This is a genomic window from Belnapia sp. AC561 (genome assembly GCF_979252845.1).
Genome location: NZ_CEEDBP010000051.1, coordinates 13402 through 35012, shown reverse-complemented (window position 1 = coordinate 35012; position 21611 = coordinate 13402). Strand labels below are relative to the sequence as shown.

At 71.5% G+C, this 21611-nt stretch carries 21 protein-coding genes; 9 read left to right on the top strand and 12 right to left on the bottom strand.

Annotation, left to right across the window (positions count from 1 at the left end; all coding sequences use genetic code 11):
- On the bottom strand, nt 1-188 hold a 188-nt coding region (locus tag AC0IW9_RS27425), incomplete at its 3' end, for a hypothetical protein (RefSeq protein WP_471651480.1).
- A 133-nt stretch (nt 189-321) separates the two neighbouring features.
- Here AC0IW9_RS27425 and ggt point away from each other — a divergent pair.
- The 4 genes from ggt (at nt 322) to AC0IW9_RS27405 (ending at nt 6467) form a co-directional block, all read left to right on the top strand.
- Nucleotides 322-2037 carry a gamma-glutamyltransferase gene (gene ggt, locus AC0IW9_RS27420; RefSeq protein ID WP_471651479.1) on the top strand — a complete coding sequence of 572 codons (1716 nt, stop codon included), beginning with the start codon at nt 322-324 and terminating at the stop codon, nt 2035-2037.
- Nucleotides 2038-2244: 207 nt separating this feature from the next.
- A complete protein-coding gene (locus AC0IW9_RS27415; RefSeq protein WP_471651478.1) occupies nt 2245-4098 on the top strand; it encodes an ATP-binding protein in 1854 nt (617 codons plus the stop codon).
- Nucleotides 4099-4139: 41 nt separating this feature from the next.
- Complete coding sequence (locus AC0IW9_RS27410; protein ID WP_471651477.1) at nt 4140-5456, top strand: NtaA/DmoA family FMN-dependent monooxygenase; 1317 nt, start codon at nt 4140-4142, stop codon at nt 5454-5456.
- A 42-nt stretch (nt 5457-5498) separates the two neighbouring features.
- Complete coding sequence (locus tag AC0IW9_RS27405; RefSeq protein WP_471651476.1) at nt 5499-6467, top strand: 2-hydroxyacid dehydrogenase; 969 nt, start codon at nt 5499-5501, stop codon at nt 6465-6467.
- 36 nt (nt 6468-6503) lie between these two features.
- On the opposite strand, the gene AC0IW9_RS27400 is transcribed toward AC0IW9_RS27405, so the two are convergent.
- The 4 genes from AC0IW9_RS27400 to AC0IW9_RS27385 form a co-directional block, all read right to left on the bottom strand.
- Nucleotides 6504-7355, bottom strand: a complete 852-nt coding sequence (locus AC0IW9_RS27400) for a fumarylacetoacetate hydrolase family protein (RefSeq protein ID WP_471651475.1) — start codon at nt 7353-7355, stop codon at nt 6504-6506.
- Nucleotides 7356-7425: 70 nt separating this feature from the next.
- Nucleotides 7426-8175, bottom strand: a complete 750-nt coding sequence (locus tag AC0IW9_RS27395; protein WP_471651474.1) for an SDR family oxidoreductase — start codon at nt 8173-8175, stop codon at nt 7426-7428.
- A 79-nt stretch (nt 8176-8254) separates the two neighbouring features.
- Nucleotides 8255-8479, bottom strand: a complete 225-nt coding sequence (locus AC0IW9_RS27390; protein ID WP_471651473.1) for a hypothetical protein — start codon at nt 8477-8479, stop codon at nt 8255-8257.
- 129 nt (nt 8480-8608) lie between these two features.
- On the bottom strand, nt 8609-10399 hold the full coding sequence (locus AC0IW9_RS27385; RefSeq protein ID WP_471651472.1) for an IlvD/Edd family dehydratase: 1791 nt from the start codon (nt 10397-10399) through the stop codon (nt 8609-8611).
- 101 nt (nt 10400-10500) lie between these two features.
- On the opposite strand from AC0IW9_RS27385, the gene AC0IW9_RS27380 reads away from it, so the two are divergent.
- Nucleotides 10501-11559, top strand: a complete 1059-nt coding sequence (locus AC0IW9_RS27380) for an alpha/beta hydrolase (RefSeq protein WP_471651471.1) — start codon at nt 10501-10503, stop codon at nt 11557-11559.
- Here AC0IW9_RS27380 and AC0IW9_RS27375 read toward each other — a convergent pair.
- Genes AC0IW9_RS27375 through AC0IW9_RS27365 form a run of 3 tightly spaced genes read right to left on the bottom strand, consistent with a single transcriptional unit; the run spans nt 11556 to nt 14065 of the window.
- Nucleotides 11556-11882 (bottom strand): hypothetical protein, encoded by a 327-nt coding sequence (locus AC0IW9_RS27375; RefSeq protein ID WP_471651470.1) that lies wholly within the window; start codon nt 11880-11882, stop codon nt 11556-11558. The genes AC0IW9_RS27380 and AC0IW9_RS27375 overlap by 4 nt on opposite strands.
- A gap of 60 nt (nt 11883-11942) precedes the next feature.
- On the bottom strand, nt 11943-12953 hold the full coding sequence (locus AC0IW9_RS27370) for a tripartite tricarboxylate transporter substrate binding protein (protein ID WP_471651469.1): 1011 nt from the start codon (nt 12951-12953) through the stop codon (nt 11943-11945).
- Between the two features lie 59 nt (nt 12954-13012).
- Nucleotides 13013-14065 (bottom strand): alpha/beta hydrolase, encoded by a 1053-nt coding sequence (locus tag AC0IW9_RS27365; protein WP_471651468.1) that lies wholly within the window; start codon nt 14063-14065, stop codon nt 13013-13015.
- Nucleotides 14066-14233: 168 nt separating this feature from the next.
- Between AC0IW9_RS27365 and AC0IW9_RS27360 the strand changes: the two genes are divergently transcribed.
- The 4 genes from AC0IW9_RS27360 to AC0IW9_RS27345 all read left to right on the top strand — a co-directional run bounded on the left by AC0IW9_RS27360 (nt 14234) and on the right by AC0IW9_RS27345 (nt 17612).
- Nucleotides 14234-15634 (top strand): MATE family efflux transporter, encoded by a 1401-nt coding sequence (locus tag AC0IW9_RS27360; protein ID WP_471651467.1) that lies wholly within the window; start codon nt 14234-14236, stop codon nt 15632-15634.
- 105 nt (nt 15635-15739) lie between these two features.
- Nucleotides 15740-15877, top strand: coding sequence for a hypothetical protein (locus AC0IW9_RS27355; RefSeq protein ID WP_471651466.1), 138 nt, complete (start codon nt 15740-15742; stop codon nt 15875-15877).
- A gap of 56 nt (nt 15878-15933) precedes the next feature.
- A complete protein-coding gene (locus tag AC0IW9_RS27350; protein ID WP_471651465.1) occupies nt 15934-16947 on the top strand; it encodes a catalase family peroxidase in 1014 nt (337 codons plus the stop codon).
- Nucleotides 16948-17171: 224 nt separating this feature from the next.
- Entirely contained in the window at nt 17172-17612 is a 441-nt protein-coding gene (locus AC0IW9_RS27345; RefSeq protein WP_471651464.1) for a response regulator, read from the top strand.
- Between the two features lie 216 nt (nt 17613-17828).
- Here AC0IW9_RS27345 and AC0IW9_RS27340 read toward each other — a convergent pair whose 3' ends face one another.
- From AC0IW9_RS27340 to AC0IW9_RS27325, 4 genes are all read right to left on the bottom strand, one after another.
- Entirely contained in the window at nt 17829-18311 is a 483-nt protein-coding gene (locus AC0IW9_RS27340) for a con-10 family general stress protein (RefSeq protein ID WP_471651463.1), read from the bottom strand.
- A 213-nt stretch (nt 18312-18524) separates the two neighbouring features.
- A complete protein-coding gene (locus AC0IW9_RS27335) occupies nt 18525-19586 on the bottom strand; it encodes an NAD(P)-dependent oxidoreductase (protein ID WP_471651462.1) in 1062 nt (353 codons plus the stop codon).
- Nucleotides 19583-20434: an MmyB family transcriptional regulator gene (locus AC0IW9_RS27330; RefSeq protein WP_471651461.1), complete on the bottom strand. Its 852-nt coding sequence runs from the start codon at nt 20432-20434 to the stop codon at nt 19583-19585. The genes AC0IW9_RS27335 and AC0IW9_RS27330 overlap by 4 nt, the downstream gene beginning before the upstream one ends.
- A gap of 104 nt (nt 20435-20538) precedes the next feature.
- Nucleotides 20539-21504, bottom strand: coding sequence for a cyclase family protein (locus AC0IW9_RS27325; RefSeq protein WP_471651460.1), 966 nt, complete (start codon nt 21502-21504; stop codon nt 20539-20541).
- Between the last annotated feature and the right edge of the window lie 107 nt (nt 21505-21611).

Here is a 21611-nt window from a genome sequence, read left to right as displayed (position 1 = left end):
GCCTGGGCCAGCGACTGGCAGCGCGCATCCGCCCCCGCCAGCCCGCCGAGATCAGCCCCCTGGCCGGAGCCGCTGCTGGTAACGAAGAAGCCCATGGTATTCGGCTGCGCCACGGCGCCCGGCGCCAGCCCCGCCGCCGGCACCAGAGCCAGCAGCCCCAATGCCAGTGGCCAATGCGATGCCTTCATCGATTCCTCCCGCGGCCGGCCTTGGTGGCCGTGCCTCGGCCGAGTGTCCGACGTTGCCGAAGCGGCCGCAACCGCCATGGCTTGCGCACCGCGCCGCCCGGCGCGAGGCTCCGGCAACCCCGAGGATCACCCGATGCCATCCGATGATTGGCGCGCCCGCGCCGGCAGCCCCTTCACCCCGGAAAAGCACCCCGCCCGCGGCCGCCGCGGCATGGTCGTCACCAACCACCCGCTGGCCTCCGCCGCCGGGGCGGAGATGCTGGCCGCCGGCGGCAATGCGGTGGATGCCGCCGTCGCCGCGCTGTTCGCCCTGACGGTGGTGGAGCCGATGATGGTCGGCCTGCTCGGCGGCGGCATGATGCATCTCCGCCTGCCGGACGGGACGCATACCGTGCTGGACGGCCTCTCCACCGTCCCCGCCGCCGGCACCCCGGACATGTACACCCCCGTCTCCCAGGACTGGCCCGCCGCGCTGGAGGTCGAGGGCCGGGCCAATACAATCGGCGCCACCGCGGTCGCCGTCCCCGGCAACCTGCTCGCCTGGGCGGAGGCATCGCGCCGGCACGGCCGCCTGCCGCTGGCCGATGTCATGCAGCCGGCCATCCGCCTCGCGGCGCGGGGCTATGCCATCACCCCCTACCTCGGCGAATGCCTCCGGGAGGCAGCGCCGGACCTGGCGCGCGATGCCGCCATCAGCGCCCTGCTGCTGCCCGGCGGCAGCCCGCTCCGCCCCGGCGACCGCCTGGTGCAGGGCGCCACCGCGGAAACCCTGCGCACCATCGCCGCCGAGGGCCCCGGCGCCCTGCATGGCGGCGCGATCGGCGCCGCCGTCGCCGCCCATGTCCAGCGCCTGGGCGGCATCCTCACCGGCGCCGACCTGCGCGACTTCAAGCTGGAGGAGCGCGCCGCCGTCCGCGGCAGCTACCGCGGCTACGAGGTGGTCGGCCCGCCGCCGCCCTCCTCCGGCGGCGTCCATGTCATCCAGATGCTGAACATCCTGGAGGGCTTCGACCTCCGCGCGCTCGGCTTCGGCACCGCCGCCACCACCCACCTGATCGCCGAGGCGCTGAAGATCGCCTTCGCCGACCGCGCCGCGGCCACCGCCGACCCGGCCTTCGTCACCGTCCCGGTCGACCGGCTGCTGTCGAAATCCTATGCGGTGGAACGCCGCGCCCTGCTCGACCGCGACCGGGCGCGGGACTGGCAGGCCGGCGTGGCGGCGGGCGAATCCCCCAATACCACCCACCTGACCGTCGCCGACGACGAGGGCCACATCGTCTGCGCCACCCACACCATCAACAGCCTCTTCGGCGCCCGCTTCCTGGTCCCCGAGGCCGGGCTCATCCCCAACAACTACATGGCGCTCTTCGACCCGCGCCCCGGCCATGCCCTGTCGATCGCCCCGGGCAAGCGCATCACCACCAGCCAGGCGCCGCTGATCGCCCTGCGGGACGGCAAGCCCTTCGCCGCCCTCGGCCTGCCCGGCGGGCTGCGCATCTTCGGCTCCGCCATGCAGGGCCTCATCGCCCTCATCGACCACGGCATGTCCCTGCAGGAAGCGGTCGAGGCGCCCCGCGTCTGGACGCAGGGGGGAAAGGGGGCGGGGCAGGCGCTGGAGGTCGAGGCCGGCATCGCCCCCGAGGTCCGCGCCGCGCTCGGCGCCCTCGGCCATCCGGTGACGGTCCTGCCGCATGTCGCGGGCGGCATGTGCGGCATCCGCTTCCATGCCGACGGCAGCCTGGAAGGTGCGGCCTGCTGGCGGGCGGATGGCACCGCCATCGGCCTCGGCGGCGGCCTGGCCCGGGACGGCGTGCGCTTCTGGCCGGACCGCGCCCTCCCCACCCCCTGACGTATCGATAAGACATCCCTGCCGGGTCATTCCCCTAGAAGTTGCTTTCTGGACATGGCCTCGCCTATCTGGACTGGCAGGACGCGCCGTTGCCGTCCTGCCAGGGGCGGGATCCATGCTGTCAGCCGCACGCACGACCGAGCTGGACCGGATGGGGCTGGACCGGATGGGGCCGGAACAGATGGGGCCGGAACAGGCGGCATACCCATGACCTTCCCCCCCACCGCCCGGCTGGCAATGGCCTGCATGCTGGCGCTCGTCTTCGCCTATCTGCTGGCGGTCTTCTGGCGGCAGGACCGCCGCCAGGTGGCGCTGGCGGAATGGAGCCTCGCCTGCCTGCTGATCGCCACCGCCGTGCCCATCCGGCTGGCATTCGGCGCCATCCCGGACTGGGTCTCCATCGGCATCGCCAATGCCTGCGTCTTCCTCGCCTTCGGCGGATTTTGGGCCGGTGCGCGGCGGTTCCGCGGGGGATTGCCCGCCCTGCCGGTCCGGCTCGGCGGCACGGTCCTGTGGCTGGCCCTGATGCCGCTGCTGCTCGACGACCTCCGGCAGCGTTTCATGCTCATCTCGGCCATCCTCGGCAGCTACAGCCTGCTGGTGGCCTGGGAATTCGGCCGCGGCATGCGGGTCGGCCGGCTGTCCTCGCATCCCCCGCTCATCACCGTCTTCGCCGCCCTCGGCCTGCTGGCGCTGCTCCGCGTCGGCTTCGCCTGGCGATTCGGCTTCGAGATCCCGGACCCGGACAGCCTGCCCTCGGCGCCCTGGAACGACGTGCTGGCCATCGCCATGCTCTCGGCCTTCGCCGGCATCGCCGTCATGCTGGTCGCCCTGGCGCGGGAAAGCGCCGAGCAGCGCACCGCCGCCCGGCTGACCGAGGCGCGCGACCTGGCCGATGCCGCCAACCGCAACAAGACCCGCTTCCTCGCCCGGATGAGCCATGAGCTGCGGACCCCGCTGAACGCCGTCTTCGGCATGGCCCAGGTGCTGGCGCGGGACCCCGACCTCAGCCCGGCCCAGCGCGCCCAGGCCGCCACCCTGGCCGAGGCCGGCCGCCACCTGCTGGCCATCGTCAACGACAGCCTGGACCTCGCTCGGGTCGAGGCCGGCCGGCTGGACCTCTCGCCCCAGCCCATCGTCCTGCAGGAAACCCTGGCCTCCACCCTGGCCCTGCTGGCCGCCGCCGCAGCCGACAAGCAGCTCGACCTGCGGCTCGAGGTGGCCGGGGAGCTGCCGCCGCTGGTCATGGCGGACCCGCTGCGGCTGCGCCAGATCCTCATGAACCTGCTGGGGAATGCGACCAAATTCACCCCCGTCGGCGGCGAGGTCGTGCTCGGCGCCCGCTGGGATGCCGGGGCCGCCACCCTCCACCTCACCGTCCGCGATACCGGGCCCGGCGTGCCGGCCGACTTGCGCGATGCACTCTTCGGCGAATTCGCCCGGGGGCGCCACCAGGCCAGCCCCGGAGAAGGTACCGCGGAAGGTACCGGTGAGGGTACCGGCTTGGGCCTCGCCATCTCCGCCGCCCTGGCCCAGGCCATGGGCGGTTCCCTCACCTATGCCCCGGCCCGCCCCCCTGCCCCGCACGGCAGCCTCTTCACCCTGGCCCTGCCGCTGACGGTGCAGGCGGTGCGGGCGCCGGACCGGCCGCTGCGCCTGCTGGTGGTGGACGACGTGCTGCCCAACCGGCTGGTCGCCCGGGCCCTGCTGGAACAGGCCGGCCATGCGGTGGCGGAGGCCGGGGACGGCAGCGGCGCCCTGGCCGCGCTGCAGGCCGGCCCGCTGCCGGATGCGGTGCTGATGGACGTGAACATGGCGCCGATGGATGGCCATGCCGCCACCCGCCATATCCGCGGCCTCGGCGGCGCCTTCGCCCGGCTGCCGGTCATCGCCATGACCGGGGATGCCGCCGCCGCCGATCTCGACGCCTGCCGGGAGGCCGGGATGGATGGCCATGTCGCCAAGCCCATCGACCGCACCGCGCTGCTGGCGGAACTGGCCCGGGTCACCGGGAGGGCCCTGAGCCCCGGCCGGCGGGAGGGGCTGACGCCCGCGGCATGAACCCTGCATGCTGCGCGGCGACATTGACCGGAGCCGCACCCATGCCCCACCCCTTCCACCTCGGCTGGTTCCTCCAGGGCTCCTCCGCCCAGGCCTGGGGCGAGCCCTTCACCGGCACCATCGGCACCGACTGGATGGTGCCGGACCTGTTCTGCGACATGGCCCGCCACCTGGAGCGCGCCTGCTTCGACTACATCCTGATCGAGGACAGCAGCTACGTCGGCGAAAGCTATGGCAACTCGCGCGAGTTGTATCTGAAGCACGCGCTGGCCGTGCCCCGCCAGGACCCCGCCATCACCGCGACGCTGATGGCGGCGGCGACCCAGCGCATCGGCATCGTCCCCACCTTCGCCACCTTCACCCACCCGCCCTACCTGCTGGCGCGGATGATGGCCTCGCTCGACCAGATCAGCCGCGGCCGCATCGGCTGGAACATGGTCACCGGCAGCTCGGACGTCGCCGCCCGCAACTACGGCCTGCCCGCCCTGCCCGAGCACGACATCCGATACGACATGGCCGATGAATACATGCAGGCGGTGAACGGCCTCTGGGACAGCTGGGAGCCCGGCGCCCTCATCGCCGACCGCGCCAGCGGCGTGATGATCGACCACACCAAGGTCCATGCCGTCGACTTCGAGGGCCGCTGGTACAGGACCCATGGGCCGCTGAATTCCGGCCCCTGCCCGCAGGGCCGCCCGGTGATCGCCCAGGCGGGCGGCAGCAACCGCGGCCGGCAATTCGCGTCGGCCAATGCCGATACCATCGTCGCCGGCGTCAAGGGCACCGCCGGCATGAAGGCCTACCGGGACGATGTCCGCGCCCGCGCCGCGGCCCAGGGGCGCGACCCGAACCGGGTGAAGGTGCTGTTCCTGGTCAACCCGGTCATCGGCCATACCCAGGCGGAGGCCGAGGAACGCCTGGCCCAGCGCCGCGCCCGCGCCGAGGCCCAGATCCCGCAGCTGCTGGCCTTCTTCGGCAAGATCACCAACATCGACTTCGCCCAGTACGACCTCGACACGCCGGTGAACACGCTCGACCTGCACACCAACGGCCACCAGCAGAGCCTGGACGACTTCAAGCGCACCGCCGGCAGCAAGTCGCTGCGCCAGGCCATGCTCAGCTACCGCGGCACCTCCGGCTCGATCGAGCTGGTCGGCACGCCGGATGCCATCGCCGGGCAGATGGCCGAGGCGATGGAGGAGGTCGGCGGCGACGGCTTCCTGTTCTCGATGACCGACGTCAGCCGCCGCACCATCGCCGAGGTCGCCGATGGCCTGGTGCCCGCGTTGCAGGCCCGCGGCCTGACCCGCCGCGCCTATGCGCATGCCCAATTCCGCGACAATTTGCTGGAATTCTGAGGCGGGCTATCCTGGCCGCAACAACGTCCAGGAGAATCACCGATGGCCCCGCGTATCGTCATGATGGACAGCGCCTTGAGCGCTGCCGAGATCGCCCGCGAACTCGCCCCCGCCGGCATGGAGCTGGTGATCGCCCCCTTCGGCAGCCCCGAATTCAAGGCCGCCGCGCCGGGCGCCGATTTCCTCGTCGGCTTCGGCAACAAGGCGATCGACGCCGGCTTCCTCGCCACCACGCCGAAGCTGAAGCTGTTCCAGCTGCTCTCGGCCGGCTACGACACGGTCGATATCGAAGCCGCCCGCGGCGCCGGCATCCCCGTCTGCAACAACGGCGGCGCCAATTCCACCGCGGTCGCCGAACATGCGCTGATGCTGATGCTGGCGACCTGCCGCCGCCTGGTCTGGCAGCATGAGAGCGTGGTCGCCGGCCGCTGGCGCGGCAACAACCCGGGCAGCACCAAGCTGTTCGAGCTGCGCGACAAGGTGCTCGGCATCGTGGGTCTCGGCGCCATCGGCAAGAAGGTCGCGCGGCTGGCCAATGCCTTCGGCATGACGGTGCACTACTACGACATCCGCCGCGTCTCCGAGGCGGAGGAGGACGCGCTCGACGTCCGCTTCAAGCTGCTGGGCGAGATCCTGCGCAACGCCGACATCGTCTCGCTGCATGTCCCGCTGACGCCGGCCAGCAAGCACCTGATCGGCGCCGCCGAGCTAGCGCAGATGAAGCCGACCGCCTACCTGGTCAATACCTGCCGCGGCCCGGTGATCGACGAGGTGGCGCTGACCGCGGCGCTCGAATCCGGCGGCATCGCCGGTGCCGGCCTCGATGTCTTCGACCAGGAACCGCCGCCGGCCGACAACCCGCTGTTCAGGCTGCCGAACGTCATCCTGACCCCGCATTTCGCCGGCCCCACCTGGGACAACCAGCAGGCCCGCTTCCGCAACGCCTTCGACAATTGCCAGCGGGTGGCGCGCGGCGAGAAGCCGCTCTGGATCATCCCCGAGCTGGCGTAGAGGAAGGCGCCGGCCGCACGGCCGGCGCCCCTCGCCTCAACCCTCGTAGGCGACGGTCTTCTGGGTCTGCTCGCCGAGGCCCTGGATGCCGAGCTTCATGGTCTGCCCGGCCTTCAGGAAGATCGGCGCCGGCTTCTTGCCGAGGCCCACGCCCGGCGGCGTGCCGGTGAAGATCACGTCGCCCGGATGCAGCGTGATCATGTGCGAGACATAGGAGACGATGGTCTTCACCCCGAAGATCATCGTCCGCGTGCTGCCATCCTGCATCCGCACGCCGTCCACGTCGCAGAACATCGTCAGGTTTTGCGGATCCGGCACCTCATCCTTGGTCACCAGCCAGGGGCCGACCGGGCCGAAGGTGTCGCAGCCCTTGCCCTTGTCCCAGGCGCCGCCGCGCTCGATCTGCCACTCGCGCTCGGAGACGTCGTTGCCCAGCGCATAGCCGGCCACATGGTCCAGCGCCGCATCCTCCGACACGCACTTCGCCTTGGTGCCGATGACGATGCAGAGCTCGACTTCCCAGTCGGACTTCACCGAGTTCTTCGGGATGATGACGTCGTCGTTCGGGCCGCACAGCGCGCCGAGCGACTTCAGGAAGACGATCGGCTCCTTCGGCACCGGCGAGCCGGTCTCGGCCGCATGGTCGGCATAGTTCAGCCCGATGCAGATCAGGTTCTTCATCCCCGTCGTCGGCGGCCCGATGCGCGGGCTGCCGGAGACGGCCGGCAGCGAGGCCGGGTCGAGCGCCGCGAGCTTCGCCAGCCCGGCGGCGGAAAGCGCCTCCCCGGCGAGGTCGGGGATCACCCCGGACAGGTCACGGATGGTGCCCGAGGCATCGAGCATGCCGGGCTTTTCCTGGCCATCGGGGCCGTAGCGCAAAAGCTTCATGGGATCGTCTCCTGTTTTCAAAAGCATCGGCACGAAGGCTTGGTGTGGCGGCTTCGTGCCGATGCGCCAACTAAAGGGTCCAGCCGCCGTCGATGACGATGGCCTGGCCGGTCACGAAGGTGCTCTCCGGCGCCGAGAGATAGACGACCAGCGCCGCCATCTCCTCGGCCGTCGCCAGCCGCCCCATCGCCTGGCGCGCGACGAAGGCCGCCCGCGCCGCCTCCAGCGAACCCGCCGCCGCGGCATTGGCCGCGACCCGCTCGCCCAGGCTCGGCGTATCCACCGTGCCGGGGCAGAGGCAGTTGCAGCGCACGCCCTGGGTCACATACTCGGTCGCAACCGATTTCGTCAGCCCGATCACCGCCGCCTTGGTGGTCCCATATAGGAAGCGGTTCGGCGCCCCCTTCACCGAGGAACAGGCCGAGGACATGTTGACGATGGACCCGCCGCCCTTGGCGACCATCGCCGGCAACGCCGCGCGGATGGTCTGCCACATGGACCGGACGTTCAGCGCGAAGCCGAAGTCCCAGTCCGCATCGGTGCAGGTCTCGATGGTGTTCTGATGGACGAAGCCGGCGCAGTTGAACAGCACGTCCAGCGGCCCCGCCTTGGCGATCGCCGCGGCCACCGCCGCATCATCCAGCACGTCCAGGCCGAGGCATTCGATGCCGGAGGCCTCGAGCCCCGCCAGCTTCGCCGCCTCGCGGTCGGTCGCCACCACGCTGGCGCCCTCCGCCGCATAGGCCAGCGCGGTCGCCCGGCCGATGCCCTGCCCGGCCGCCGTCACGAAGCACCGCTTACCCGCCAGCCTGCCCGCCATGGCCGCATCCCCACCCCAGTTGGGGAGGCATGATCACGGCATCGCGGATTCCGTCAACTGCGGGACATACTGGGGGGCCTCAGCGCTGCGCCGCCAGCGCCAACCGCCGCGGCGGCACGGCCCGGGCCTCGGCCGGACGCGGCGTCGCCGCCGGCGGCAGGCCGACCGAGACCTTGCGGTTCTGCTCCAGCGTGCGCGCCGCAGCCTCCGTCACCGGCGGCTCGGCCGGGCGGGTCTGGGCAAAGGCCGGGGCCGCGGCGAGGCCGAGCAGCAACGCCGCCACCGGCAATGAACGGATCAACATGGCAAACCCAATCCTCGGGGCGCCGGCGAAGGCCGGCCGTTGCCCACACAATTGGGGATGCTGCGCCGCAGCGCAATTCGCGCCTAGCGAATACAGGGCATCCGATCCACGGATGCCCTGCCCCGGCGCCTAGTGGTTGTGCCGGCTCTCCCCCCGCGTCGTCAGCACGTCGAGGTAGAGCGTCGCCGGCTCCAGGCAGCCGCCGGTGCCGAGCTGGCCGACCATGCTCCGCTGGATCTCCTCCCAGGGCGTCTTGTTCGGCAGCTTCGGCGGCACCCAGGCCGCCCGCCGCGCCGCCAGCTCCGCCTCCGGGATCATCAGGTCCACCTTGCGGGTATTCAGGTCGATCCGGATCGGATCGCCCGACTTCAGCAGCGCCAGCCCGCCGCCCACCACCGATTCCGGGGAGATGTTGAGGATGGAGGGGCTGGCCGAGGTGCCGCTCTGCCGCCCGTCGCCCATGGTCGGCAGGCTGTCGATCCCGGCTTTGATCAGCGCCGCCGGCGGCTGCATGTTCACCACCTCGGCGCTGCCGGGGTAGCCGACCGGGCCGCAGTTGCGGATGACCAGCACGGTATGGTCGTCGATCCCGAGCGAGGGGTCCTCGATCCGGTCGTGGTAGTCCTCCGGCCCCTCGAAGACCACGACCTTGCCGTTGAAGACATCCGGCGGGTCGGACAGGAAGCGGTTGCGGAAGGCCTTGTCGATGACCGAGATCTTCATCACCGCGCTGTCGAAGATGTTGCCCGACAGGATGGCGAAGCCGGCCTTCTCCTTCATCGGCGTGGCATAGGCGCGGATCACCTCGCGGTCGGTCTCCGGCAGGGTCTCGAGGTTGGAGGCCATGCTGCGGCCGGTCACCGTCATCACCCCGCCATGGATCTTCCCAGCCTCCAGCAACTCCTTCATGACAGCCGGCACGCCGCCCGCCCGATGGAAGGCCTCGCCCAGGAAGCGCCCGGCCGGCTGGCAATCGACCAGCAGCGGGATGTCGTGGCCGAGGGTGTCCCAGTCCTCGATCTTCAGCTCCACGCCCATGTGCCGGGCGATGGCGATGATATGCGGCGGGCAATTGGTGCTGGCGCCCAGCGCGCTGGCGGCGACGATCGCATTCTCGAAGGCCTGCCGCGTCAGCACATCCGAGGGCCGCAGGTTCTCATGCACCATCTCGACGATCCGCATGCCGGTCGCATGCGCCATCTGCCCGCGTTCGCGGTAGGGGCCGGGGATGGCGGCGCAGCCCGGCAGCGACATGCCGAGCGCCTCCGCCAGCGAGTTCATGGAAAGCGCCGTGCCCATGGTGTTGCAATGGCCGACGCTGGTGGAGGACGACGCCACCAGTTCCATGAAGCCGTTGTAGTCGATCTTGCCTTCGGCCAGCAGCTTGCGGCCTTCCCAGACGATGGTGCCGCTCCCCGTCAGCCGCCCCTTCCAATGTCCGTCCAGCATCGGCCCGCCGGAGAAGACGATGGCCGGGATATTCACCGTCGCCGCGCCCATCAGCACCGCCGGCGTCGTCTTGTCGCAGCCCGCCGTCAGCACCACGCCGTCCAGCGGATAGCCGTGCAGCACCTCGACCAGGGACAGGTAGGCCAGGTTCCGGTCCAGCGCCGCGGTCGGCCGCTTGCCCGTCTCCTGGATCGGGTGGATCGGGAATTCCAGGGGAATGCCGCCGGCATCGCGGATGCCCGCCTTGATCCGGTCCGCCAGCGCCAGATGGTGCCGGTTACAGGGCGCGATGTCGCTGCCGGTCTGGGCGATGCCGATGATCGGCTTGCCCGACTGCAACTCGCCCCGCGTCATGCCGAAATTGAGGAAGCGCTCGACGTAGAGCGCCGTCATCCCCGGGTCCTCCGGGTCGTCGAACCAGCGCTGGCTGCGCAGCTTGAAGCTCTTCTTGGTCTGATCTGATCCGGCCATGGCCCACCCTCCCGCTGGCATAAGGCTGGGTCTGCCCGGCCGGGGTGTCAACGCTCGCGTGAAGGGATACCGTGGCCGCAACAAGGCTTCGGGGAACTCGCATGCCGCGCCACCGCCTGCTCGCCGCCCTCTTCGCTCCCTGGCTCTTCGCCCCCTGGGTCGCCGGCGCCGCCCTGGCCGCCGAGCCGGAGCCGCCGCTGGCGCTCGCCACGATGGGCAGCTTCCACATCGGCGGACGGGAGGTCACGGTCTCCGGCAAGGCGGCGCGGGAGGTCCAGCTCGTCCCCGGCAGCATCCCCGCCCGCATCGACCCCAACGGCACCTACCAGGCCGAGGCGATGTACGTGCAGTACCACATCCCCGCCGCGCTGCGCGGCCAGGCGCCGCTGCTGCTCTGGCATGGCGGCGGCCTCACCGGCACCACCTGGGAATCGACCCCGGACGGGCGCGAGGGCTGGAGCCAGTTCTTCCTCCGCCGCGGCTGGGCGACCTATGTCTCGGATGCGGTGGAACGCGGCCGCGCCGGCTTCGCCATGTCGCCCGAGATCTTCGCCGGCGAGCCCATCTTCCTGACCACCGCCGACCCCTGGGAGCGCTTCCGCATCGGCGCCGGCCCCGGCAGCCACCACAGCCGCACCCTGCTGCCGGGCAATCAATTCCCGGCCGAGGCCTACGACAATTTCATGCGCCAGGTGGTCCCCCGCTGGACCACCAACGATGCCGCGACGCTGGCCGCCTACCAGGCGCTGCTGGCCCGGGTGGAACCCGCGGTGGTGCTGGCCCATAGCCAGGGCGGCTTCTTCGCCTTCCGCGCCGCTCAGGCGCTGCCCGCCCGGGTCCGCGCCCTGGTGCTGATCGAGCCCTCCGGCACCGGCGAGACCACGCCCGAGGCGCTGGCGGCGCTCCGCGGCATCCCCATCCTCGCGGTCTATGGCGACTACATCGAGCAGGACGCCCGCTGGCCCGCCATCCGCCAGCGCGGCCTCGACTTCTTTGCCAAGGTCCGGGCCGCCGGCGGCAGCGTCGACGTCGTCTCGCTGCCCGAGCGCGGGATCCACGGCAATGGCCACATGATGATGATGGACCGCAACAACCGGCAGGTGGCGCAGGTGGTACAGGACTGGCTGGCGGCGCAGGGCCTGTGGCGCCAGGCGCCCTAGGGAAACACCAGATCCCCCTGGCTGCAGGTATTCACCCGCCGCCGCTCCGTCGCCTCGCCATTGTCGAAGATCACCCGCACGTCGTTCACGCATTGCCCGGCCGGCAGCCGGATGGTGGTATTGGCGCCCGAGCCCAGGGTCTTGTCCCCCAGCCGGTCCACCCCCCAGCTGTTCACCCCGGCCGAGGCCACGTAGACCTCGTTGATCGTCCGCGCCGTCCGGTTGGTCAGCCGGAAGCTCGGGTCCGGCGCCTGCGCCACGGCAACCCCGCCCCAGGCGCCGATCAGGGCCACAAGGCACAGCAGGCGGGTCGGCAAGGCCATGGCGTCCTCCGGTTCGGCACCCGCCGCAGCCTAGCCATCCCGCGGCGGCAAGGGCAGGGGTCATTCCGGCCGGATATCGCCCGCCTTGATCACCGCCGCCCATTTGGCGATCTCGCTGCCGAGGAAAGTCGCCATCGCCTGCGGCGTCCCGCCCCCCGGCACCGCCCCCTGCGCCTCGAGCTGCGCCCGGAACCGCGGCGCGGCGAGGATGCGCCCGACCTCCTCGTTCAGCCGCGCGACCGCCGGCTCCGGCGTCCCGGCCGGCGCCACCAGGGCATTCCAGGTATAGGCATCGTAGCCCGCCAGCCCCGCGTCCCCGCCCGCCTGGGCCACCGTCGGCAGCTCCGGCCAGGACGCCACCGGCTCCAGCGTGCTCACCGCCAGGGCCCGCAGCCGCCCGCCCCGCACCTGCGGGCCGGAGGACAGCGCGCTGTCGAAGAGCACGTCGCATTCCCCCGCCATCGTCGCCGTCACCGCCGGGCCGCTGCCGCGATAGGGCACATGCGTCATCTCGATCCCCGCCATCGCCTTGAACAGCTCGCCGGCGAGGTGCGAAGGCTGCCCGGTGCCGATCGAGCAGTAGTTCAGCCGGCCGGGATTGGCCTTGGCCCGGGCGATGAACTCGCCGACCGTCCGCGGCGCCCGGTCCATCGGCGTCACCATCAGCAGCGGATAGACCGCGACCAGGATGATCGGCGCGAAGCCCTTCACCGCGTCATAGGGCACGCTCGGGAACAGGCTGGGATTGATCGCCTGCGGCCCGCTCGCGGTCATCAGCAGGGTATGGCCATCCGGCACCGCCCGCGCCACCGCCTCGGTGCCGATCATGCCGGAGGCGCCGCCCCGGTTCTCCACCACCACCGCCTGGCCCAGCGCGGCGCCGAGCTGCTCGGCGATCAGCCGGGAGACGACATCGGTCGAGCCGCCCGGCGGGAAGGCGACGATGATGCGGATGGTCCGCTCCGGCGCCCAGCGCGGCTGCGCCAGCGCCGGGGTGGTCAAAGCGGGGGTGGCCAAAGCGGCGGCAGCCAGGGCGGCAGGCATGGCCAGCAACAGCCCACGTCGATGCATGGTGCGATCCTCCCGGTTCATTGCCCGGAAGGATGCCCCGCGCCGCGAGCCCCGTGAAGCTAGGCGATGGTCTCTTCCAGGAAGACCTGCACCGCCTGGAACAGCGCGCCGCGGTTCCGCTCCATGATGATGGAATGCGTCCCCTCCGCCAGCTGCACCAGCCGCTTGCCGGGGCTGTTGGTCAGCAGCGGGAACAGCGTATTGGCCATCGTCGGCGGCGTGTCCCGGTCCCATTCGGCGACTACCAGCAGGGTCGGCGCGGTGATCTTGGCCGGGTCGTAGAAGGGCTTGCCGGCCTGCCAGAACTCCCGGCTGTCCTGCACCACGCCATTCGGCGCCCGCAAGGCCGGCGGGTTGCGCCGCAGCCCCTCCGGGTCGGTTGCCCAGGTGACGCCGGCCCAATGCTCGAACCAGCCGGGCGGGATCAGCGCCGCCCGCTTGGCCTCGGGCACGCCGGTCATCCAGCGCTCCCGCGCCTGCGCCTGGGTGACGTAGCGATAGGCCCCCAGCTCGCCGCCGGTATTGGCCGCCGCCAGGCTCGGCCCCTCGCGCAGCCATTGCGGCGCATAGAGCACCAGCCGCTCCACCACCGCCGGATTGTCGGCGGTGAAGCGCCCCTGCAGCCCGGTGCCCCAGGACCAGCCCATGTGGACGATCTTGGGCAGCGACCGGCGCTGGCGGATGAAGGCATTGACCGCGCCGATCATCGCCACGGCCTGCTCGCCCCGCATCAGCGGCGCGCTGGCCTCCGGCGGCTGCGCCATCTCCGGCGGGCGGGTGCTGCGGCCATAGCCGGGCAGGTCCATGCACCAGACATCGAAGCCGCGCCCGGCGATGTAGTCCATCCAGGACAGCCCACCCAGCGGCAGGTCGAAGGCCGTGCTCGCCGGATAGGTGGCGCCGTGGATGAACAGCAGCGTCCGGTCCGGCCGGGGCGTCCCCCCCTCCTGCCGCTTGTTGCGGACGAAGATCTCGATCCCCGGGGTGCCCGAGGGCACCATGAATTCCTCCGTGAGGATCGGCGCCGCCTGGGCCTCGGCCGCGACGGGCAGCAGGCTGGCCGCGGCGAGGGCGGCGGCGGGGGGGGCGGCGAGCAGCGCGCGGCGTTGCATGGGGGGCACTCCGATCCTGGACGAGTTCATCGTAGGGCAATCTGGGTAGGGCAATCTGGGTGAGGCACTGTGGCCCGGAGGCAACCTAGCGCGGAAGTCACCCGCTTCCATCCTGCCCGCGGCCTGATGTCATAGGTGCGTCATCGCCCCCGGGCTACACCCCCGCGCATGGAACGCAAACACGGCAGCGGGTGGCGGGCGGAAGCCCGGGTCACGCTCGGCCTCGCCTGGCCGCTCGCCCTCACCAACCTCAGCCAGCATGCCCTGGCCATGACCGATGCCATCATCCTCGGCTGGCTCTCGACCGAGGCGCTGGCGGCCGCCACCCTCGGCGCCAACCTCTACTGGGCCCTGATGTCCCCCGCGCTCGGCACCGCCCTGGCCGCCGGCCCCATCCTGGCCCAGGCCCGCGGCCATGGGCAGCGGGCCGGGCATGGCCGCGGCTGGGTGCGGCAGATCAGGCGCGGCGCCCGCAGCGCCCTGGTCGCCGCGCTCATCCTGCTGGTCCCCTCCTTGCTGGTCCTCTGGAACACCGAACCGCTGCTGCGCGCCCTGGGGCAGGACCCGGCCCTGGCCGAGGGTGCCGGCAGCTATGTCCGCGCCATGATGTGGGGGCTGATCCCCTTCTGCGGCTTCATCGTGCTGCGCGGCTTCCTCGCCGCCATGGAACGGCCGGGCCCTGCCCTGCTGGTCACCGGCATCGCGGTGGTGGCGAATGCGCTGTTCGGCTGGCTCTTGGTGTTCGGCATCGGCGGCTGGGCCGGCCTCGGCATCCAGGGCGCCGGCCTCGCCAGCTCACTCGCCAACCTGCTCATGCTCGGCGGCCTGCTGTGGGTGGTGGCGCGCGACCGCCGGCTCGGCCGCTTCCGCCTGCTCGGCCGCTTCTGGCGGCTGGACCCGGAGCGGCTGCGCGAGGCCTTCCGCATCGGCCTGCCGATCAGCGGCCAGATGCTGCTGGAAATCGGCGTCTTCAGCGCCGCCGCCCTGGCCATGGGCGGCTTCGGCGCGGTCGCCGTCGCGGCGCATGCCATCGCCCTGCAGACCGCGGCCATGACCTTCATGGTGCCCATGGGCATCGGCCAGGCGGCGACGGCCCGGGTCGGCCTGCTCGCCGGGGCCGGGAACCTGGCCGGCGCCCGCCGCGCCGGCTGGGTCGCCATCGGCCTCGGCGCCGGCTTCATGGTGGCGACCGCCTGCCTGCTGGTGCTCGCCGCCCGGCCCATCGCCTGGGCCTTCCTCAACCCGACCGAGCCCCAGGCCGCCGCCGCCGCGGCGCTCGGCGCGGTGCTGCTGACCATCGCCGGCCTGTTCCAGCTGGCCGACGGGGTGCAGGCGGTGGCCGCCGGGGCGCTGCGCGGGCTGAAGGATACCCAGGTGCCGATGCTGTTCGCGGCGCTGGGCTATTGGGGCCTCGGCATGCCGATCGGCGTCGGCCTCGCCTTCGGCGGTCTCGGCTGGGGCGGCCTCGGCCCGGTCGGGCTGTGGTTCGGCCTCGCCGCGGGCCTCGGCATCGTCGCCCTGCTGATGCTGGCGCGCTGGCGCCGGCTCTCCCGCGCCGCCGCGGCCTGAGGGCATCCACGGGTTAACCATGGGCGCGCATGCATGGCGGCGGCTTCACGCGACCGGTCCGCCGCGCCGGTGCATGATCGGCCTCCACCCCAAGGGTCCGCCGCCATGCTGCCGAACCGTCCCGCCCTGCTGCTGCTGCTCGCCACCCTGCTCACCGGCTGCGCCTATGCCGAACCCAGCCCGGTCGGCACCAATTGCGTCCATCAGGGCCGCAATCCCATCCCGGTCTGCACCAACGGGTGAATGGCCAAGCGCGCCGGGCTGGCCTAGCGGAGGACTTCACCGTCCGGAGCCCCGCCATGCAGTCCCGCACCCTGCTGCTCGCCTCGCTGCTCGCCCTCGCCCCGCCGGCCTTCACCCCTGCGGCCTTTGCCCCTGCGGCCTTTGCCCAGACAAGCCCCGACCTCGCGCTCGGCCAGCGCCTCTTCGACGTCATGTCGCACAACAATCCGGAGGTTCTGCCCGGCCGCCGCGTCAACCACGCCAAGGGCGCGGTCTATTCCGGCACCTTCACCGCCACGCCCGATGCCGCGATGCTCAGCACCGCGCCGCATCTCCAGGGCCAGCCGGTGCCCATGGTCATCCGCTTCTCGCTGGCCGGCGGCGTCATCGCCGTGCCGGACAAGGCGGTGCCGGTGCATGGCATGGCCATGACCTTCCAGCTGCCCGACGGCCGCTCCACCGATCTCATGTGCATCAACATGCCGGTTTTCGTCTCGCCGACGCCGGAGGAGTTCATCGCCTTCAACGAGGCCGCCCAGGCCAGCCCGCCCGGCAGCCCCTCCCCCACCGCGCTGCAGCGCTTCATCGGCAGCCATCCCGCGGCGCAGCGCTTCGTCGCCGGCCTCAAGCCGATGCCGCAGAGCTTCGGCACGGAAAGCTACTTCGCCCTGCACGCCTTCCGCCTGACCAATGCCGCCGGGGAGACCCGCAACATCCGCTGGCGCATCATCCCCGAGGCCGGCTACGCCGCCCGCAGCGCCGAGGAAGCCGCCGCCAGCCCGCCCAATGCCCTCTTCGACGAGCTGCAGGCCCGCACCAAGGCCGGCCCCGTCGCCTTCCGCCTGGAAGCCCAGATCGGCGAGCCCGGCGACCCCACCAACGATTCCACCATCGCCTGGCCGGAGGAACGCCGCGTGGTCAACCTCGGCCGCATCCTGGTGACCGGCGCGGTGCCCGACACCGCCGAGGCGGAGAAGCCCATCGGCTTCCTGCCGGCCAAGGAATTGCCCGGGCTGGCACGCGGCGACGATCCCTTCTTCGCCGCCCGCGACGCGGTCTATGCGGTGGCCTTCGCCCGGCGCAATCCGTAGCGCCTCGCGCGGCCCCAAGGGATCCCTCCGCGCCGGAGTAACCGCATTGCGGTTGCTCCACCGGCAAATTCGCCCGAGGCGTGCGGTTGCGTACTGCGCCTCCCCCCTGGTTGCTCCAGGTATGGGATGTCCGGCGGGGGGAGGGTCCCCCGGCCCACCCGCCGGGGACTTCCTGCCGGGGAGCATCGGCCGCTGCGGCCGGCGCACCACATGGAGGCCATCCCATGGCTCATGACACGCCAATCCTGCTCGGCCTGCGGATCCTCGTCGTGGAGGACGAGGCGCTGATCGCCATGCTGTTCGAGGACTGGTTGCTCGATGCCGGCGCCGAGGTCGTCGGCCCGGCCGCAACCGTGCCCGCGGCCATGGCCCTCATCGAGGCGGCGCGGACGGCGGGCGGCATCGACGTGGCGATCCTCGACGTGAACCTCGGCGGCACGGCGGCGACGCCGGTCGCGGCCCGGCTGCGGGAGCTCGGCATCCCCCTCCTCATCGCCACCGGCTCCGACGATGCCTTGCCCTTCGGCCTGCATGCCTCGGCACCGGTGCTGCGGAAGCCCTTCGAGCTGCAGGAGATGCTCGACGGCCTTGAAGCCGCCATGGCCCCGGCCGGTCCCGGATATGTCCTGCCGAGGCCATGGAACGGCCAGGCCCTGCGGCCCTGAGGCGCGAGCATCCCCGGCAGGAACCGCAGCCCGGTGGCAGTAATGCCCGAGGACAACAACGGCAGGAGTGCCGCCCGGGACCGGACTGCACGGCCATGCCGCCCTGGATGCTTTCTTGCGCGGCTACCCCGGGCGGTCGTTTCTGGCAGATACAGCAACGCCCCGGGCCATGACTGGCCCGGGGCGCGGCTTTCGGCCTATCGGCAACCTGGCGTCCTAGCTGCGCCCGCCGCCATGGCTGGCCTGCCCGCCCTTGCGGCCGGCTTCGCTGGCCTTCTCGCGGTCATTGGCGAAATTGCCGCCGCTGCCGCTGCCCTGGCCACCGCCGCCCTGACCACCCCCACTCTGGCCACCACCGCCACCTTGGCCACCACCGCCGCCATGGCTGGCCTGGCCGCCCTGGCGACCGGCTTCCGCGGCCTTCTCGCGGTCGTTGGCGAAGTTGCCGGGGTTGTTTTCCTTGCCCTGGTGCGTGCCGCCGGTATGGCCGGCCTCGCGGGCCTTCTCGCGGTCGTTGGCGAAATTGCCGGGGTTGTTCTCCTGCCCCTGATGCGTGCCGCCGGTATGACCGGCCTCGCGGGCCTTCTCACGGTCATTGGCGAAGTTGCCGGGGTTGCTGTTGTTCGCCATGGGGTTTCCCTTTCCTTGAGCGTCGCCATTTGGTTCGGCGAGCCACTGAAACACCCAGAAATCAGCCAAGTTTTCGTTTATTCCGCACAGTAATTCGTGCTCACGCTTATTCGAGTATTTATTTCGGACCAATAAATTACTTGGCTTTACGCCTTATTAAAGAATTTTTTTGTTGAAACCCATATTATGGCAGCGCCACAACGAGCCGGCCGGGACGGCACCCAAGCCATCGCCGGCCATTGCGCGAGACGCCGCCCCCGGCCCGGCGGCACGGGCCTGAGTCTAATCCGCGTCCGGTGCGATCACATTGGTCCGCCGGCCCTCGACCAGGACATCCCGCATCGTCTCGATGCTCTTGATCCGGATGTCCCGCCAGGCCTCGGGCGAGTGGAAGGCGATATGCGGGGTGATCACCACCCGCCCGCGCAGCCAGGCCTCCTGGTCCCGGTAGGCCCGCAGCAGGCCGGGGATCGGCTCCACCGGCGGCTCCTCCGGGATCACGTCGAGCCCGGCGCCGGCCAGATGGTCGTCGCGCAGGCAGCGCTCCAGCGCATCGATGTCGAGGATCGGCCCGCGCGCGGTATTCACCACGACGGCGCCCTTCGGCAGCAGCCGCAGCTCCCGCTCCCCGATCAGCCCGCGCGTCGCCCGGGTCAGCGGGCAATGGATCGAGAGCACGTCGGATTGCGCCAGCAGCTCGTCCATCGTCCGCGCCCGCTGGATGCCGACCGCGCGGTCCCAGCCATTCGGCTGGTTCGGGTCGTAGAAGACCACCTTGTAGCCGAAGGCCTTGGCCCGCAGCGCCGCCGCCACGCCGATCCGCCCGAGGCCGAGGATGCCGAAGGTCTGCACCTCCTGCCGCCGCACGATGGCCGAGGGCATCACCGCCCAGGGCGCCGGGGACGGCCCCCGCTGGGTGTCATGATACAGGATCAGCCCGCGCCGCAGCGAGACCGCCAGCAGCACCGCGAATTCCGCCACCTCCTGCGTGCCGTAGTCCGGCAGGTTGCAGACCGTGATGCCCCGCGCCGCCGCCGCCGCCCGGTCCACCCGGTCGTAGCCGACGCCCATGCGGACGATGACCTTCAGCTTGGGGAAGCGGGCGATCTGCTCCGCCGGGACCCACATCCGCAAGGTCATCAGCCCGTCGACCTCGGCGCAGAGCGCATCCGGCAGGTCCGCCAGGCTGGCCTTGGCATTGCCCTGGATCATCCGCACCCCCGGGCCGAGGATCTCCTGCTCGGGAATCGTATCCGGATAAAGCCCCTCGGGCTCCAGCACCGTCAGCACCACGTCACCCCCCCTGGTTGATGCGCCGGAGGATGCGGGGGCCCAACCGCTCATGCAATGCCCGCCAGCCGGCGCAGCCGCGCCGCCGTCGCCGCATCCGCCGGGTAGAAGGATTCGATCGCCAGTTCCGACAGCGTCACCTCGGCCGGCGTCCCGAAGACCGTGGTGGTCGAGATCAGGGAGAGCCGCCCCTCGGCCGTCTCCAGCTCCAGCGGCACCAGGATGCCGCCCGGCTCATGCCCCTTGGGCGGCTCATGCCCCTTGGCCGGCTCCTGCCCCTTGAGCGGATGCCCGCCCGCCGCCTCTCCCGGCCCAAGCGCCGCCAGCTCGGCGAGCAGCGCCGCCAGCACCGGGTCGGCACTCGCCGCCACCTGCCGCCGCAGCCGTTCCAGCAGATGCGCCCGCCATTCCGCCAGGTTGGCGATCCGCGGCGCCAGCCCCGCCGGATGCAGCGCCAGCCGCATGACATTCACCGGCGGCGCCAGCAGCGCCGGGGCGACGCCCGCCAGCAGCGGCGCCACCGCCGCATTCGCCGCCACCAGCTGCCAATGCCGGTCCACCGCCAGCGCCGGGTTCGGCGCCTGCGCCTGCAGGATCAGCTCCACCGCGCCCCGCGCCGCCGCCATGCCCGGGTCGTCCAGCGGCCGCTCGGCATGCGGCGGGGCGAAGCCGGCCGCCAGCAGCAGCGCATTCTGCTCCCGCAAGGGCACCTCCAGCTGTTCTGCCAGCCGCAGCACCATCGCCCGGCTCGGCGCCGCCCGGCCGCTCTCGACGAAGGAGAGATGCCGCTGCGAGATCTCGGCATCCAGCGCGAGGTCGAGCTGGCTGCGCCGCCGCCGCTGCCGCCAGGCGCGCAGCAGGGCACCGATCGGCGCTTCCTTGGGGATGGGGGCGAGGTCCATGGCGCGCAGCCTAGCCCGGGGCAGCGGCCTGCGCCGATTACCTCCGGCGTCATAAACGGAAGCAAGGCCGGGAGAAGCCATTCTCCCGGACCCTCATCAGTCTTTCAGAGTATGGCGGTCGGGGCGACGGTGCTGCCGGTGGCCCCCTTCAGCTTCAGCGGCTGCACGTTGAGCGCGAATTCGGAGCGGCCCTTGGTGGCCAGCACATCCAGCTTCAGGTTCTCCAGCAGATGCACGCCATTCGCCACCAGCGCGATCTGGTGGATCGGCAGGCTGGCCTGCGGCATGGTCTTCGACGGCGAGACCTCCACCGTCGAGACATCCGCCCCCATGAGGATCGGCCCGCGCTGGATCACCCACTCCGCCGCGGCGACGCCGATCCCCGGGTTGGTCGCCATGTAACGGGCATTCTCCTTGCCCCACAGCACGCCCCAGCCGGTGTGGAACAGCACGGCATCCGCCTCGGCCAGCGCCAAATCCTGGCGGCGCAGCGCCTGCTCGATATCCTCGACCGTGATCTCGTAATTCTCCCCCAGCATCGGCACGCCCTTCAGCCCGGCGATGTCCAGCAGCACGCCGCGGGTGAAGATGTTGCCCACCGTCTCGACGCCCATCTCGCGGAAGCCGTTGCGCGTCGCGATGCCGGCGATATCGACGCAGTTGTAGGTCTGCCCGCCGATCGTCTGGTGCGGGAACATGTCGAATTGCGTGCCGACCTGGCCCATCTCGCCGATCACCATCTCCTCGTTCGAGCCGCGCCGGTTGGCCTGCGGGTTCATCGCCAGGGGCTTGGTATGGATATGGAATTGCCGGGTCGACTGCAGCGGCATGTCCATCGCCAGCACCTGGCCCAGCTCGACGATCTCCCCCGTCCGCACCAGCCCGGCGGCGCGCTTGACCGTCTCCGGCGTCTGCCGGTTCATCGCCCCGCGGCGATCCGCCGCCCCCCAGCGGCTGGGGCAGCGCTGCGCCGGCTCCGGCGGGCTCCAGGCCTGCTGGGCCAGGCCCGCACTGCTGGCGGCAAGGCCGAGCGCGGCGCCGAGGGCACCGCGGCGCGACAGGGTCTTCATGGGTCGTCCTCCGGTTGAGTTCTTGCGCCGTCACCGGCGATTTGCGCAGCGCCGTCTCCGGCCCGAGGATGCTGGCACGACCGACCCATCCAGAGCGACGGAAATGG

Coding starts and splice junctions, on each gene's coding strand:
- AC0IW9_RS27365 (WP_471651468.1), bottom strand. CDS start 14,065: ATGCAACGCCGCGCGCTGCTCGCCGCCCCCCCCGCCGCCGCCCTCGCC.
- AC0IW9_RS27355 (WP_471651466.1), top strand. CDS start 15,740: ATGCTGCCGAACCGTCCCGCCCTGCTGCTGCTGCTCGCCACCCTGCTC.
- ggt (WP_471651479.1), top strand. CDS start 322: ATGCCATCCGATGATTGGCGCGCCCGCGCCGGCAGCCCCTTCACCCCG.
- AC0IW9_RS27370 (WP_471651469.1), bottom strand. CDS start 12,953: ATGCATCGACGTGGGCTGTTGCTGGCCATGCCTGCCGCCCTGGCTGCC.
- AC0IW9_RS27415 (WP_471651478.1), top strand. CDS start 2,245: ATGACCTTCCCCCCCACCGCCCGGCTGGCAATGGCCTGCATGCTGGCG.
- AC0IW9_RS27345 (WP_471651464.1), top strand. CDS start 17,172: ATGGCTCATGACACGCCAATCCTGCTCGGCCTGCGGATCCTCGTCGTG.
- AC0IW9_RS27380 (WP_471651471.1), top strand. CDS start 10,501: ATGCCGCGCCACCGCCTGCTCGCCGCCCTCTTCGCTCCCTGGCTCTTC.
- AC0IW9_RS27385 (WP_471651472.1), bottom strand. CDS start 10,399: ATGGCCGGATCAGATCAGACCAAGAAGAGCTTCAAGCTGCGCAGCCAG.
- AC0IW9_RS27325 (WP_471651460.1), bottom strand. CDS start 21,504: ATGAAGACCCTGTCGCGCCGCGGTGCCCTCGGCGCCGCGCTCGGCCTT.
- AC0IW9_RS27360 (WP_471651467.1), top strand. CDS start 14,234: ATGGAACGCAAACACGGCAGCGGGTGGCGGGCGGAAGCCCGGGTCACG.
- AC0IW9_RS27400 (WP_471651475.1), bottom strand. CDS start 7,355: ATGAAGCTTTTGCGCTACGGCCCCGATGGCCAGGAAAAGCCCGGCATG.
- AC0IW9_RS27330 (WP_471651461.1), bottom strand. CDS start 20,434: ATGGACCTCGCCCCCATCCCCAAGGAAGCGCCGATCGGTGCCCTGCTG.
- AC0IW9_RS27350 (WP_471651465.1), top strand. CDS start 15,934: ATGCAGTCCCGCACCCTGCTGCTCGCCTCGCTGCTCGCCCTCGCCCCG.
- AC0IW9_RS27375 (WP_471651470.1), bottom strand. CDS start 11,882: ATGGCCTTGCCGACCCGCCTGCTGTGCCTTGTGGCCCTGATCGGCGCC.
- AC0IW9_RS27410 (WP_471651477.1), top strand. CDS start 4,140: ATGCCCCACCCCTTCCACCTCGGCTGGTTCCTCCAGGGCTCCTCCGCC.
- AC0IW9_RS27395 (WP_471651474.1), bottom strand. CDS start 8,175: ATGGCGGGCAGGCTGGCGGGTAAGCGGTGCTTCGTGACGGCGGCCGGG.
- AC0IW9_RS27390 (WP_471651473.1), bottom strand. CDS start 8,479: ATGTTGATCCGTTCATTGCCGGTGGCGGCGTTGCTGCTCGGCCTCGCC.
- AC0IW9_RS27335 (WP_471651462.1), bottom strand. CDS start 19,586: ATGAGCGGTTGGGCCCCCGCATCCTCCGGCGCATCAACCAGGGGGGGT.
- AC0IW9_RS27405 (WP_471651476.1), top strand. CDS start 5,499: ATGGCCCCGCGTATCGTCATGATGGACAGCGCCTTGAGCGCTGCCGAG.